This window comes from Rhizobium sp. 0TCS1.26 (assembly GCF_050455525.1).
Lineage (GTDB): Bacteria > Pseudomonadota > Alphaproteobacteria > Rhizobiales > Rhizobiaceae > Neorhizobium.
On record NZ_JBCIYV010000003.1, the window covers coordinates 1 to 13,297 of the forward strand.

Below are 13,297 nucleotides of genomic sequence, written 5' to 3' on the forward strand. Positions count from 1 at the left end.
CGGTAGCTCGTCAGGCTCATAACCTGAAGGCCGCAGGTTCAAATCCTGCCCCCGCAACCAACGACACTTGTAAATTCCCCACTCTGAATATCAATGTTCAAGCTCCTCGCCATAACGGTCGAGGAGCTTTTTGCGTTTGTGCTCCGTGTCGATCTCGCCGGACGCAATCCGCGCCAGCAGATCGTTCCGGGCAGCGGCCACGGACTGCTGCTGCACCACATCGATCACATCCATTGATGCCATGATGTTGGCGATGTCGCCATGCACCTGCAGGGATGCCGGCTGGTTGCCGGGTTCGGGACGGCGGCGCGCCGTGGCAGCCCGTACCGAGAACATAAAGCAGGCCGCTGACGACCTCACGCACATCGACCTCACGCTCGTGGCCTCCGCGTTTGGCAGGCGGGATCCAAGGCCCGCCCAGCGCCCAATCCGCCTGCGTCAAACTCCTGGGATAGCACAGACCATCGCGGTTGTATGTCCCTGTCCACGGTTTGCCTTCGTCCACGTTGCTTCCATGCTCCGCCAAGACAAGTGAACTGCAAGGAATCACAACCTATTCATATCATTCAAGTTCAATGTGGACCGTCTCTCAAGAGACCAGACAGCTGTCGCCGGTTAAGAGCTGGGGGAACAGCCGCACCACTGGGCGATAATGGCGGCCGTGGCTGCCACGAAGCGCACGTGATCATCGGCGCTGACCCATTCGTCTGTCCCGCCATTCTGGCTGAGGTCTCCGCAGAGCGGACCAAGACCGATTGTGGGAACGCCTTTCTGGACAATCGGGTTTCGGATGTCGCTCCCGGTGTGCATCGGGTTGATCCAGGGTTCTTGTCCGGAGACAGCCAGCACCGACGATCGCGCGGCCGCCACCAGAGGATGGTCGGCATCGACTTCAGCGCCGGTCACGCCTGAATCCCAAATGATCTTCGGGGGATTTGCGCGCAGCCACTCGTCAGCATTGGCGGCGTCCGCAACGGTCTGTTCAATGGCCAAGCAGACTTGGCTGAGTGTCTCGGGTGGCGGAAAGGCCAGCGCTGCGCCGAGCGTGCATTGCTGGGCGAGCCGCGACAGCCGTTTCGGATCTCCGGCTGAGATGGAAGACATCATCAGGTTCGTCGACCGGTTGACCTGAGCCTCGAGCCGGGGATGGCTGACGGTTTGCATGCGTCTGGCATTCAACTCGGTCAACGCTCTCCAGATGATGAAGGCTTTGTCGATTGCATTGATTCCGAGATGCGCGAACGCAGTCTGCAGCGGCTCCGTTGTTGGCGGCTGCCTCCCGTCGACGACGATGCGGAACTCGACCTGGCCCGATGTGAAGGCTTTTATCTCTTTCATGCCGACGCCAGATTCTGCCGGATGAAGATAGACGGCTGCATCCGCAAGCAGCCCGTTCTGCAGAAGGTGGGAAACGCCGCGTGCATGGCGTTTGCTGGGAGTGCTGGCGATGAACACGTCACCTGCCGGCTGCAGGCCAAGCGATAGGAGCAGGTCGAGCGCCTGCAGGCCGGCGGCAATGCCGGAAAGATCGTCGGCGACGCCCCACCCATACAGTCGGTCGCCTTCGATTGCGCCTTTGAACGGATCATACTTCCAGCGGTCAATGCCGGCCACGGGCTCGCCGTCGGGATGCGCAAACAAGATCAGGCTGCGGCCGCTGCCATTTCCCTTGTAGTGGGCGACAACGCTGGACCGGGGTTGCGGATCAATCGCCGCCTCGCCCGCAAACTCTTCGATCATCTTGACATCGGCGGGATTGTACTCATGGGCGGCAACCGCGCATCCAAGCGCGTTGGCGTTTCGGCTGAACAGATTTTGGACAGCGTCTTCACCTTGGCCGCCGGTCGCGATGTATTCCTGCAGTGACGAGACGATCGAGCTGCTGCGGCGCTGCGCCTCATCTCGGATTCGATCGATCATCGGTGTCATGCAGGCATCCTAGATTGCAAGGGGAGCGGAGCGTCTTCGAAGAAGGCGAATGACGCTAAATGTCGTGTAGTCGATCGGGTCGTGGTCGACCGGCGCGTTCCGGCCGCCAACGTGCAAAGACACCGGCCCGGAGTCGGACAAGGCTTCTATGTGAAACCATGCCTGTGTCGCGGTGGGATCCGCGACAAGTGCGACCGTTGTGCGGTCAAGGCCAAGGCCGGCGAGTGCGGCCCCGGTCACGACGTTCAGATGGCCGGGAAAGAGCCTCGCAACTTCGCGGGCGCTGGCTTCCAGAAAGGTGAAGGTGCTTTGGAGGTCATTCAGGTCTACAAGATGTCCGGCCTTCATGGCCCGCCACCGTTCGGTCGGATAGCCGACCGTCACCGTGACCCCCGTCAGTCCGTTTTCACGGGCGGCAGCCAGAAAGCCGATCGATCCCAGCGCACCGGCAGGGATCTCGATCCTGCCTGCCCCTCTTGAGGCCGCAGCGAAAAGCAGGGCCTCCGTTTGCACGTCTGCAAAGGCGCCGAGCGACAGCGGAATGATGTCGCAGCCGGCAGCCAGAAGCTGTGGCCCGTCATGTTTGAGAGTTTCCGCCGATGCACATTCGACCGCGACATCCAGCCTTGCCTCGAGAAAGGGCTGGATATCGGTGCAGATGATCGCATCCGGTGCGATTTTCGTTGCCATCTCGATATCGCGTTGACGGACGAGAAGAGCCGCAAGATGCGGCCCGTCTGCAGACCCGGAGAAGCGCTCGGCCAACCGCATGCCGATTGGCCCAAATCCGATGATGCCCAGACGCTCCCGGCTCTGAGGCATGCCGTTCAGCATGTCATTCATCTGATGCTCGGTCAGGCTGGGCCCGAGCCCTTGATCGCAAACTGTTGCTCTTCGATGGTCAAGACACCATAGCGCTGGAACAGTTCATCATAGTAGCCGGATTTCCGCAGCCCGTTCAGGGCATCGGCTGCTGCTTCGGCCAGAGTTTTGTCGGCAAAAGCGAGGCTTGCTGTCTGAGGGAAAAGTCCTGAGACCGCGCGGGTAAAATCGTCTCGGTCTTCAAGGTATTTTGCCGTCGCATCGATGGAGGTCGCCGCATCGACCTGGCCAGCGCGAAGAGCCTGAAAGGCTTCCGAGAAGTTGTTGAAGACGCGCACGGTGATGCCTGGAAGGCCAGCATTTTTCAGCATGGTATCGACTTCACGGGTACGCCGCTCTTCCACGCCGCCAAGTTCGACGCCAACGGCAAGGCCCGCCATCTCTTCCCACTTGGTGACGTTCTTCGGATTTCCCTTCGGCACGAGGAAGCTGATCGCGGCGCGCTCATAGGGGATCATGTACATCAGCTTGGAGCGTTCTTCGGTCCAGTAGATGCCGGTATTGATCATGTCCCAGCGGCCGCTTGCAAGTCCGGGGACCATGGTTGCAAATTCCACTTTGACGTATTCGGGCGTCAGGCCAAGCCTGGCGGCCAACTCCTTGCCGAGCTCGATGCGCATGCCTTTCACTTCGCCGGTCTGATCGACAAACTGCAGCGGCGGCAGCGTCGGGTTGGTGCTCATTACGAGCGTGCCGGCTTTGATGATGTGGGGCGGGGCAAGCTTTCCCTGGGCAAAGGCAGCGCGCCCACCCAATGCAAGACCTGCGCCGGTGGCCCCAGCACCGATCAAAAGGTGGCGACGAGACAGTTTGGCATGATGGGTCGAATGTCTGCGATCAGTGCTCATTGTTTTGTCCCACTCTGGTTCTGGCCACGATGCTGATGCCTGTTGTATTATGACGGTATACCAGTTATATGCGGAGTCAAGCGGCCAGTTTGCTGTAGCGCCCGTTTGCGGCACATCACATCAGCACCCGAGATCAGGTGTGGGACATTCGGAGCAACGACATGCCGGACAGGGTACAGACGGTGCGGGGACCGCTTCACGCGCAAGAGCTTGGAATGGTCCTCATGCACGAGCACATACTGTGCGATCTGACGCCTGCGGCACGCCGCGTCGCGCCTGCGAAAGAGGTGGTGATCACGCTGGACAACGTCTTTGACGTGACCTATCGGCCCAATGATTACCCTGGAAACCATCGGCTGCAGGATCTGGGGATCGCAGCCAGCGAGGTCGCGCGTTACCGTGCCGTGGGTGGCAGCACGATCGTCGAGATGACGACGGGCGGTCTCTCGCCTGATGTCGACAATCTCCGACATATCAGCGAGCAGACGGGCGTCCACATTGTGGCTGGCGCCGGGTTTTACACGGAGGCTTATCAGGACGCGCAGACCTTGAGCCTGTCCGTGGAGGCGCTGACCGAGATCATTGTCTCGCAGCTTGTCGAGGGCGCGTGGGGCACCGATGTCTGCTGTGGCATTATCGGGGAAATCGGCTGTTCCTGGCCGTTGACCCCATTCGAGCGGTGGTCGTTGCAGGCGGGTGCCCGTGCGCAGGTTCAAACAGGAGCCGCCATCACCGTGCATCCCGGCCGGCATCCGGACGCCCCGGCGCAAATCCTCGACATTCTCGAGCGGGCTGGCGCCGATCCCGCCCGGGTCATTATCGATCACATGGACAGGACATTCACCAGTGTCGATCAGGTCGTGGCGCTGGCGCGGCGCGGCTGCGTGGTCGAGTATGATTTCTTCGGCATTGAGCAATCGCAATATTGGCTCGGTACCGCGGACCTTCCAACCGACTGGATGCGGATCCATGCGATCCGCCGCCTCTTCGACGAGGGGCTGGCCGACAATGTCGTTGCTGCCCACGATATTTGCACCCGCTCCCGCCTTCAGTCCTATGGCGGCCATGGCTATGGGCACATGTTGCGCAACGTCGTCCCGCTGATGCGCGATCGAGGGTTCGCTCAGAGCGATATCGACAAGATGCTAATCGATACGCCCGCACGGCTTTTGACCTTTGCCTGACGGACGTCAGCTCGCGCTATCAACCGCAAAGCGCCAGAGACTTCGCATGTGGATTTGAACGGCCGCGCGGGCGGCGCTTCCGTCTCCAGCTGCAAGTGCGTCAAGAATCGCCAGATGCTCACTGAGGTCGGGTTTCGACCTCTCGGCCAGCCTGGCAATCTCAAACATCTGCGTTGTAACCCTAAGTTCGCGGATGAGCCTTGCCAGGACCTCGTTGCCACAATGCTTGCTAAACAATTGATGGAACCGGTTGTCGGAGACCCAGTGGCTTTCGATGTCGTACCAACTCGTTGTCTCGAGCAGATCGATTTCCGCGCGCACGGAAGCTAGTTCCCGGTCCGGGATGCGTCCAGCCGCAAGCATTGCGGCCTCACCCTCAAGGAGTTCACGCACATTCAGACTCTGCAGATATTCACCCAGATCCACATGCCGGACGCTGTAAGACTGTCCGGATGCCTTGACGATCAGACCCTCTCCCTCCAGGCGCTGCAGGGCTTCGCGAAGGGGCGTCCGCGAAATATTCAAGTGCTCGGCAAGCCGTGCTTCGTAGATCAGCGCGCCACCGCGAAGCTCGCGCTTGCGGATCATGTCGGCAATCACCGTGTGCGCCTTGAGGGAAAGCCTCGGCTTTTCCCCTGTGCACGTCGCATCTGATATCGCCCTCATCCCCGTCACACCCCTTCTGTGGCCCTCACTCATTGACGATGAGGTGCATGCGCGCGAAAGCCAGGAGGCTCTCGATATGCGCCGCAGTTGCCTTCAGGGCTGCCTCAGGATCCTTGCGCTGCAGGGCGTCGATGATCAACAGATGCTCGGTTGAATCCGGTTTCAGACGATCTTTCAACTGGCCGATCTCGAACAGGCGCGTGGAGGCGCGCAGGTTGCGCAGCACCACGGCCATGACCTCATTGCCACAATAGTCGATGATCAGGTTGTGCAGGTGATCATCGGAAAACCAGTGTGCATCTGTGTGGTAGGCGGTTGCGCCCATGAGCTCGTCGATTTCGCGGCGCACCTCGATGAGCTTGCGACCCGGAATGTTCGGCATGGCCTGAACCGCCGCGTGCGGTTCAATGAGAAGACGCAGCTTCAGGCTCTGAATATATTCGCCAATATCGACCTGCCGCACCACATAATTGCGACCGTCGCCCTTATGAACCATGCCTTCGCCTTCCAGCCGCTGCAGGGCTTCGCGCAAGGGTGTCCGCGACACACCGAGCAATTCGGCAAGTCTTGCCTCGACGATCACGTGACCGCCGCCAAGGCGGCGATGGCGGATCATGTCGGATACGGCGCTATAGGCGAGGGCGGCAAGCTTGTGGCCGACCTCCTTTGGCGCCTTTGCGATCCAAAGATTGATATCAGGCTGCGTCACGATGCATCGCCCCCCAAGCTGCCATTTCTATTCCGGGTGGATATCGCCCGAAAGCCTTTTCTTGCCCCAACGCATGGTTCATACCGAGCAAGGTTGTCAAATATAGTGGATTCGAGCCCATGGATGCGAGCATCACGGCAGACAGAAGCCTTGCCGATGAAACCTATCGGGCACTGCTTGAGGAAATCCTTTCGGCGCAACTGGCTGGCGGTGCAGTCGTTCAAGAACGGCGGCTTGCAGCACGCCTTGGCGTTTCCCGCTCGCCCATGCGCGATGCGCTGGGACGTCTTGAGGGACAGGGGCTCCTGGTCCGCAATGCCAAAGGTGTTCTCACCGTGCGGGTGATTACGCTTGCCGATTACCTCAACAGCGTCGCCATGCGCATGCTCGTCGAGCCAAGCGCTGCAGCGCAGGCCTGCCCGTCGATTGCTACGGAGACCATTGCGCAACTGTCCGCCATGCTGAATGCCATCGAGGCGGATCCGGATCCGGATCCCAACGTCGTCTGGACTTTCGACGACGCGCTGCATCAGGCAATTGCCGAAGCGAGCGGCAATCCGTTCATGGCTGACACGATCCTCCAGATGCGCCGCTACACCACCATCTTCGAGCGGCAGCGCAAGCTTGCCCAGCGCAAGCCCGGTCTCTCCGATCATCAGGGCATCATCCAGGCGCTGATCGATCGAAACGCCGACGCGGCCCGCACCGCGATGGCGCTCCACCTTGAACGGGTACGCCAGAACATCCTCGCAACCTATTGAGCGGCGAACGCCGGTCTCTTTGTACAGACATTTCAAATTTCGCGCGCCTGACGGAAACATGTTGCAGAGAAACCGACCCTTGTGTATGAAATTGGTATACCAAATGAATGCCAAGCTTGCAAGCATTCACCGGTTGGTCCGCTAGAAGATCACAGAAAGCCAGAGGGTTTTTATGTCATTCCGCACCATTTCACTCGCATCCGTTCTGTTGGTTTCCACGGCAGCGTCCGCCTTTGCGCAGACCTGCACGCCGAAGATTGCCGATTCCGAGCTGGTCAAGCCCGGTACGCTCACCATGTCGACCAACCCTACCCTGCCGCCGTTGCAGTTCGTCGATTCCACGGGCGAGCTGAAGGGCATGCGCGTCGAGCTTGGCAGAGAAATCGCCAAGCGCCTTTGCCTCACCCCGGACTATATCCGCATCGAATTTTCGGCGATGATCCCCGGCCTTCAGGCTGGTCGCTGGGACATGATCAACACCGGCATCTTTTTCACCGCTGAACGCGCTGCGATGATGCAGATGATCCCTTACGAAGACCAGGCAATCAGCGTGTCCGTCGCCACCAGCAATACCGCCGTCAAAGACAAGGACGGCCTCGACGGACTGCGTGTGGGCGTTGAAATCGGGGGGTTCGAAGAAACCAAGACCCGGGCGCTTGATGCCGAACTGAAGGCCGCCGGCAAGAAGGGTCTCACAATCCAGACCTTCGACAACTTCGCACTGGCCTATCAGGCACTGCGTGCCGGCCAGGTCGAGGGCGTGGTCTCGATCGACGGCGTCGCAAAGGAATACGACACCCGTGGCGACTTCCGCCGTGCAGTCAGCGGCCTGTATCCTGCACCGGTTGCCGTGGCGTTCAAGAGCACGACGCTCGCGGACGCCGTGTCGGGGGTCCTGAAGGAGATGAAGGCCGATGGTTCTCTTGGCAAGCTGTTTGACAGCTACGGCATGCCCATGGTCACGAGCGACTATTCGGTTAAGGGCCCTGGCCGCTGATTTGAACGGTTCACCATTCTGATGGGTGCCGGCTCCAGCCGGCACCGCAACAGCTAGAAGGTCCCTGCCATGTCATTCTGGAGCTGGTCCGGCTTCTTCGATTACCTTGTCAATCCGTTCGTCTTGGGCGGCGTTGTCACCACGGTCTGGCTGACCTGCATCTCCTTGGTGTTCGGTCTGCTCCTCGGCTTCATCGTGGCGCTGATGCGCCGCTCAAAGCTCAGGGTTATCCGGAGCGTCGGCTGGTTCTATATCTGGCTGTTCAGAGGCACCCCGTTGCTGGTGCAGTTGATCGTAATCTATACGGCACTGCCACAGCTCGGCATTCGTTTTTCGGTTGTCGAGGCGGCGTTGATCGGGCTTGCGCTGAATGAGGCGGCCTATCTTGCGGAAATCATCCGCTCGGGAATCGAAGCCGTGTCCGAAGGCCAGTCGCGTGCGGCAAGGGCACTGGGAATGACGGAGCGCCAGATCATGCGCTATATCGTCATGCCGCAGGCCTTCAAGGTCATCATCCCGCCGCTCGGCAACTCGGTCAACGGCCTGCTCAAGACGACGTCGGTCACCTCCGTTATTTCCATGGAAGAGTTGCTGCGTCGGACCCAGGTGCTGATCCAGGAAAAGTTCATGGTGCTCGAACTCTTCGCGGTTGCAGCCATCTACTACCTCCTGCTGACGACACTTTGGGATTTCGTTCAGCGGCGCATCGAAAAGCGCTTCGGCCAGTCGACCGCACAGGTCCAGCTTACCGACAAGCGTTGAATTCAATAAAGGATAAAGTGCATGTCTAAGACGTTTCGCGGTGTCTTCACCGTGATGATCACGCCCATTAATGCAGACGGCAAGGTCAACCTGGAGGCGCTTGCCGCGTTTACCGACTGGCAGATACGTGAAGGTGTACACGGGCTCATCCCGCTTGGTTCGACGGGTGAGTTTCTCTCTCTATCCGAAGAGGAATGGGATGCAGTTGCACGCACTGTGATCGAAACCGCCGCCGGTCACGTTCCCGTATTGATTGGGACCGGCGCTGAAGACACCCGCGAAGCTGTCCGCTTGAGCCGCAAGGCCGAAGCGATGGGCGCTGACGGCGTGATGATCATCCCGCCGTTTTATTCGACGCCGACCGATGACGAACTGGTCGCCCATTACCGCACCATCGCCAGCTCTATCTCCATTCCAATCATGGTTTACAACAATCCGGCCACCACCAATGTCGATATGAAGCCGGAGCTTCTGGCCCGTATCGCGGAGATCGACGGCTGCGACTATGTCAAGGAATCGACGCTCGAAGTAACCCGCATCCGCGATATCGTGCGTCTCGCCGGCGACACCATGACTCCGTTTGGTGGGATCCTCGGTTTTGAATCCTTCGTTATGGGGGCGCAGGGCTGGGTGGCCGTCGCATCGAATGTCGCACCGGCAGCCATGGCGCGCATCTTCACGTTGGCAGCGGACGAGAAGAAATATGACGAGGCACGTGCGCTCTATCTGGATTGGTTGCCGATCATCCAGGCGGTGGGCGGACAGGCTTATGTTGCCGGTTCCAAGGCGCTGCTGAACCATATGGGTTTTGACGCCGGATCGCCGTTACCACCACGTCTGCCTCTGCCGGCGGAGCAGGATGCCGCCATGAAGGCACTGGTCGAGCGTTTCGACCTGCGTTTCCAGCAACACTGAGCCGGAGACGAACGCATGCCCGCAGCGACCTTGAAGGATGCCAGACCGACCGTCCATATCGATGGCGTCGCGCATCGTGTCGATGCGGGCCTATCGGTCGCCGCAGTCCTCACAGGGCTCGGTCGTGTCGATTTTTCCACAGATGCTGCCGGCGCCAGGCGCGGTGTGTTCTGCGGCATGGGCGTCTGCCAGGACTGCCTGGTCACGGTGGATGGCCGCACCAGCCAGCGATCTTGCATGACGCCGGTGGAGGACGGCATGCGCATCGCGCGCCAGCAGGCGCGCCCTGACATTGCGTCGAGCGACCTCGCTGACCTCAGGCCGGTGCCGGCAAGCCTTGATGAACTTCGCATGGATCTGCTGGTCATCGGCGCCGGTCCAGGTGGTCTGGCTGCGGCCGTGGCTGCAGCAGAGGCAGGCGCCTCCGTCACAGTGGTTGATGAGCGGCACACCTCCGGTGGCCAGTTCTACAAGCAGCCCAATACCGCTGCTGCACGCCTGGCCCTGAGCGGAGACCGTCAGGCCGGCGAGGGTGCCGAGCTGATCGCAAAAGCCCGTTCCCTCGGGGTGTCCTTCCGTTCAGGGGTCACCGTCTGGGGTGCAGCGCACGGCGAGGATGGCCGACCGGTCATTTCCTGCCTTGGCCCCGATGGCGCATTCTACTGTCGCCCAACAATGCTCGTCATCGGCACAGGTGCCTTCGAACGACCAACTGCCGTTGCCGGGTGGACGCTGCCCGGCGTCATGACGGCGGGTGCGGCGCAGACCTTGCTGCGCAGCTATGGCACGCTTCCCGGCAAACATATCCTGATCGCCGGCAATGGTCCGCTGAACATTCAGGTTGCAAGCGAGATCGTGAAGGCCGGTGGCGACGTTGTCCGTCTGGCGGAACGCGCAAAGGCACCATGGAGCCGTCCCGTCGAAGCACTCGCTCTCCTGCGGCATGACCCGGCGCTTGCGCTGAAAGGCCTGAAGGACATCGCCAGGCTCGAGCGGGCAGGCGTCAGGCTCGCATGGCAGACGCAGGTGTCCCGTATCCACGGAGACGGGCGCGTGGAGGCCGTGACGCTTTCGGGTCCGGCTGGCGAGACCACGGTCGATATCGATACCGTCCTGCTGGGTGGCGGGTTTACGGCGTCCAACGAGTTGTCGCGTCTGCTGGGTTGCACCCACTCCGTCTTGCAAAACGGAAGCCTCAAGGCCGATTGCAGCGAAGATGGTGAAAGTTCGCTGCCTCATATTCACATTGTCGGCGAAGCCGCGCGTTTCGGCGGTGCCCATGTTGCGATGGCCGAAGGCAGGCTGGCTGGTCAGTCCATTGCTGCCAAGCTCGGGCTCAAGATCTCCCCAGACAGTGCGGCTCGTCAAAAGCTGGCACGTGCCAAAAGCTTTCAAGCCGCGCTGTGGCAGTTGTTCGAACCTGCGGCAGCGCCCTTGGCGCCGTCGGATGCCGTTCTCGCCTGTCGCTGCGAAAGCGTAGCGATCGGCACGCTGAAGGAGGTCGCCCGTCAGAGCTTGCCGGATATCGCCACGCTGAAGCGCCTGACGCGTGCCGGCATGGGCCGTTGCCAGAGCCGCTACTGTGGCCACACGCTGACGGCGCTGGCCGGCCGGCCAACAAGCGAGACCAATGGTCTGCTTGCACCACAGATACCGCTACGCCCTGTGCCCATTGCCGCGCTCGCGGTCGAGAAACCCGAATGGGGAGGCCACAAACGCGCGCTTTTGCCGGAGCGTCCGCCCCTGCCGCATCCGGATCCCTTGCCACTGGGTGAAGCATCGACCGTCGTCATTGGTGCAGGCATTGCGGGGCTCTCCACCGCGCTGTTTCTAGCCGAAGCTGGCGAGGATGTCGTCCTGCTTGAACGCGGCTTTCCAGGCGGGCTGGCCTCGGGTGGCAATGCCGGAAGTCTGCATGCCCAGCTGCTGTCGTTCGATCACGGTGCCCGCGCTGAAGGTGGCGGCGGCGCGGCGGCGCGAACGCTGGGCCTTCAACGGGATTCCATTTTCCTATGGCAGGCGCTGGAAAAGAAGCTCGGTCGGGATTTCGAGATGAAGATCACCGGCGGCCTCATGGTGGCCGAAACCGACGCGCATATGCGGTTTCTGGAGGAAAAGACACAGCTCGAACGGCAAAGCGGTATCGAATGCCACGTCATCGGCCGTGACGACTTGCGCAACCTCGAACCGCAGCTCTCGCCCCTGATGATCGGCGCGTCCTACTGCCCGCTCGAAGGCAAGATCAATCCGCTGGTTGCGACCCGTCATGTGCTTGACGGGGCTGTGGCCGCCGGTACCCGGATCTGCGACCGGACAGAAGTGCTGTCGATCCGTCAGGACCAAGGCGTATTCGAAATCATAACCTCAAGAGGAATTTTGCGGGCAGGGCGGGTGGTCAACGCAGCGGGTGCTTTTGCTGCCCGCGTTGGCGCCATGCTGGGTCTCGATGTTCCGGTATTCGGTGCGCCTCTGCAAATGGTGGTGACCGAAGCGGCCGCACCGGCAATCTCGCATCTGGTTGCCCATGCTGATCGGCACCTGACCCTGAAACAGGCGGCCAATGGCAATTTTTTGATTGGTGGCGGTTGGACGGCAGGGCTTGATCCTGTTCACCGTCACCCGCGCCCCATGTTGTCCAGCCTTGAGGGCAATCTCTGGGTGGCGCAGCATGTCGTGCCGGGCCTGCGCAAGCTGCATGTCATCCGCAGCTGGGCCGCCATGAACATCAATATCGACGGCGCGCCGATCCTGGGCGAGCATCCCGGCATGCCCGGCTTCTTCAATGCTGTCACGTCCAACGGTTATACGCTCGGGCCGATCGTTGGCCAGCTCACGGCCGACCTGGTGCTGAGCCGCGACCCCGGCCGCGACCTTTCGGCTTTTTCCATCACCCGTTTCCAAGGAGGGCGATCATGATCGAGATCACCGGCGTCACCAAATATTACGGCAATTTCGCCGTTCTCAAGAATTGCTCGACGCGTGTCTCTAAGGGTGAAGTTGTCGTGGTCTGCGGCCCGTCCGGCTCTGGCAAGTCGACACTGATCAAATGCGTCAATGCGCTGGAGCCAATCCAGGAGGGTTCGATCCGTGTCGATGGCATCGAGGTCAACGACTCGGCAACGGACCTGCCGGACCTGCGCTCGCGCGTTGGGATGGTGTTCCAGAATTTCGAACTTTTCCCGCATCTGACAATCGAGGCCAATATCATGCTGGCGCAGCGCATTGTCCTCAACCGCAGCGAAAGCATTGCCAAACGGCGGACGATGGATCTGCTCGAGCGGGTGGGCATGCCCGGGCACGCCCACAAATATCCGGGCCAGCTGTCCGGCGGCCAGCAGCAGCGCGTCGCGATCGCCCGGGCCTTGGCCATGAATCCAAAAGCCATGCTGTTCGACGAGCCGACCTCGGCGCTTGACCCTGAAATGATTTCCGAAGTGCTGGACGTCATGACAAGTCTTGCCAGCGACGGCATGACAATGATGGTCGTCACCCACGAAATGGGCTTTGCCCGCCGTGTCGCGACCCGGATGATCTTTATCGACCAGGGCGAGATCGTGGAAGATCGGCCGACAGAAGAATTCTTCGACAACTGCCATAATCCCCGCACAGAGGCTTTCCTCAGCAAAATCCTCCATCATTGAGAA

The 13,297-nt window shown here is 60.7% G+C and carries 13 protein-coding genes and 1 pseudogene; 7 read left to right on the plus strand and 7 right to left on the minus strand.

Features of this window, described 5'->3' with window-relative positions:
* Positions 1–90 precede the first annotated feature (90 nt).
* From AAIH46_RS14175 to AAIH46_RS14195, 5 genes and pseudogenes are all read right to left on the minus strand, one after another.
* On the minus strand, positions 91–267 hold the full coding sequence (locus AAIH46_RS14175) for a hypothetical protein (protein ID WP_430307359.1): 177 nt from the start codon (positions 265–267) through the stop codon (positions 91–93).
* A gap of 49 nt (positions 268–316) precedes the next feature.
* A pseudogene (locus AAIH46_RS14180) lies at positions 317–516 on the minus strand (IS5/IS1182 family transposase); the annotation flags it as partial.
* 99 nt (positions 517–615) lie between these two features.
* Positions 616–1,929 (minus strand): M20/M25/M40 family metallo-hydrolase, encoded by a 1,314-nt coding sequence (locus AAIH46_RS14185; RefSeq protein ID WP_430306574.1) that lies wholly within the window; start codon positions 1,927–1,929, stop codon positions 616–618.
* Positions 1,930–1,938: 9 nt separating this feature from the next.
* A complete protein-coding gene (locus AAIH46_RS14190) occupies positions 1,939–2,763 on the minus strand; it encodes an aspartate dehydrogenase domain-containing protein (protein ID WP_430306575.1) in 825 nt (274 codons plus the stop codon).
* A 20-nt stretch (positions 2,764–2,783) separates the two neighbouring features.
* Positions 2,784–3,659, minus strand: coding sequence for an ABC transporter substrate-binding protein (locus AAIH46_RS14195; RefSeq protein ID WP_430306576.1), 876 nt, complete (start codon positions 3,657–3,659; stop codon positions 2,784–2,786).
* A 161-nt stretch (positions 3,660–3,820) separates the two neighbouring features.
* On the opposite strand from AAIH46_RS14195, the gene AAIH46_RS14200 reads away from it, so the two are divergent.
* Positions 3,821–4,843 (plus strand): phosphotriesterase family protein, encoded by a 1,023-nt coding sequence (locus tag AAIH46_RS14200; RefSeq protein WP_430306577.1) that lies wholly within the window; start codon positions 3,821–3,823, stop codon positions 4,841–4,843.
* 6 nt (positions 4,844–4,849) lie between these two features.
* Here the strand turns inward: AAIH46_RS14200 and AAIH46_RS14205 are convergent, their stop codons facing one another.
* Positions 4,850–5,431, minus strand: coding sequence for a GntR family transcriptional regulator (locus tag AAIH46_RS14205; RefSeq protein WP_430306578.1), 582 nt, complete (start codon positions 5,429–5,431; stop codon positions 4,850–4,852).
* A gap of 103 nt (positions 5,432–5,534) precedes the next feature.
* Entirely contained in the window at positions 5,535–6,218 is a 684-nt protein-coding gene (locus AAIH46_RS14210) for a GntR family transcriptional regulator (RefSeq protein ID WP_430306579.1), read from the minus strand.
* Between the two features lie 119 nt (positions 6,219–6,337).
* On the opposite strand from AAIH46_RS14210, the gene AAIH46_RS14215 reads away from it, so the two are divergent.
* From AAIH46_RS14215 to AAIH46_RS14240, 6 genes are all read left to right on the plus strand, one after another.
* Positions 6,338–6,979 carry a GntR family transcriptional regulator gene (locus tag AAIH46_RS14215; protein WP_430306580.1) on the plus strand — a complete coding sequence of 214 codons (642 nt, stop codon included), beginning with the start codon at positions 6,338–6,340 and terminating at the stop codon, positions 6,977–6,979.
* 172 nt (positions 6,980–7,151) lie between these two features.
* Positions 7,152–7,976 (plus strand): ABC transporter substrate-binding protein, encoded by an 825-nt coding sequence (locus AAIH46_RS14220; protein WP_430306581.1) that lies wholly within the window; start codon positions 7,152–7,154, stop codon positions 7,974–7,976.
* Between the two features lie 69 nt (positions 7,977–8,045).
* Positions 8,046–8,738, plus strand: a complete 693-nt coding sequence (locus AAIH46_RS14225; RefSeq protein WP_430306582.1) for an amino acid ABC transporter permease — start codon at positions 8,046–8,048, stop codon at positions 8,736–8,738.
* 21 nt (positions 8,739–8,759) lie between these two features.
* Positions 8,760–9,653 carry a dihydrodipicolinate synthase family protein gene (locus tag AAIH46_RS14230; RefSeq protein ID WP_430306583.1) on the plus strand — a complete coding sequence of 298 codons (894 nt, stop codon included), beginning with the start codon at positions 8,760–8,762 and terminating at the stop codon, positions 9,651–9,653.
* Between the two features lie 15 nt (positions 9,654–9,668).
* Positions 9,669–12,569: an FAD-dependent oxidoreductase gene (locus tag AAIH46_RS14235; protein WP_430306584.1), complete on the plus strand. Its 2,901-nt coding sequence runs from the start codon at positions 9,669–9,671 to the stop codon at positions 12,567–12,569.
* Positions 12,566–13,294, plus strand: a complete 729-nt coding sequence (locus AAIH46_RS14240; RefSeq protein WP_430306585.1) for an amino acid ABC transporter ATP-binding protein — start codon at positions 12,566–12,568, stop codon at positions 13,292–13,294. Before AAIH46_RS14235 ends, AAIH46_RS14240 begins: the two co-directional genes overlap by 4 nt.
* The last annotated feature ends 3 nt before the right edge of the window (positions 13,295–13,297 follow it).

Coding starts and splice junctions, on each gene's coding strand:
- AAIH46_RS14185 (WP_430306574.1), bottom strand. CDS start 1,929: ATGACACCGATGATCGATCGAATCCGAGATGAGGCGCAGCGCCGCAGC.
- AAIH46_RS14190 (WP_430306575.1), bottom strand. CDS start 2,763: ATGCTGAACGGCATGCCTCAGAGCCGGGAGCGTCTGGGCATCATCGGA.
- AAIH46_RS14195 (WP_430306576.1), bottom strand. CDS start 3,659: ATGAGCACTGATCGCAGACATTCGACCCATCATGCCAAACTGTCTCGT.
- AAIH46_RS14200 (WP_430306577.1), top strand. CDS start 3,821: ATGCCGGACAGGGTACAGACGGTGCGGGGACCGCTTCACGCGCAAGAG.
- AAIH46_RS14205 (WP_430306578.1), bottom strand. CDS start 5,431: ATGATCCGCAAGCGCGAGCTTCGCGGTGGCGCGCTGATCTACGAAGCA.
- AAIH46_RS14215 (WP_430306580.1), top strand. CDS start 6,338: ATGGATGCGAGCATCACGGCAGACAGAAGCCTTGCCGATGAAACCTAT.
- AAIH46_RS14220 (WP_430306581.1), top strand. CDS start 7,152: ATGTCATTCCGCACCATTTCACTCGCATCCGTTCTGTTGGTTTCCACG.
- AAIH46_RS14225 (WP_430306582.1), top strand. CDS start 8,046: ATGTCATTCTGGAGCTGGTCCGGCTTCTTCGATTACCTTGTCAATCCG.
- AAIH46_RS14230 (WP_430306583.1), top strand. CDS start 8,760: ATGTCTAAGACGTTTCGCGGTGTCTTCACCGTGATGATCACGCCCATT.
- AAIH46_RS14235 (WP_430306584.1), top strand. CDS start 9,669: ATGCCCGCAGCGACCTTGAAGGATGCCAGACCGACCGTCCATATCGAT.
- AAIH46_RS14240 (WP_430306585.1), top strand. CDS start 12,566: ATGATCGAGATCACCGGCGTCACCAAATATTACGGCAATTTCGCCGTT.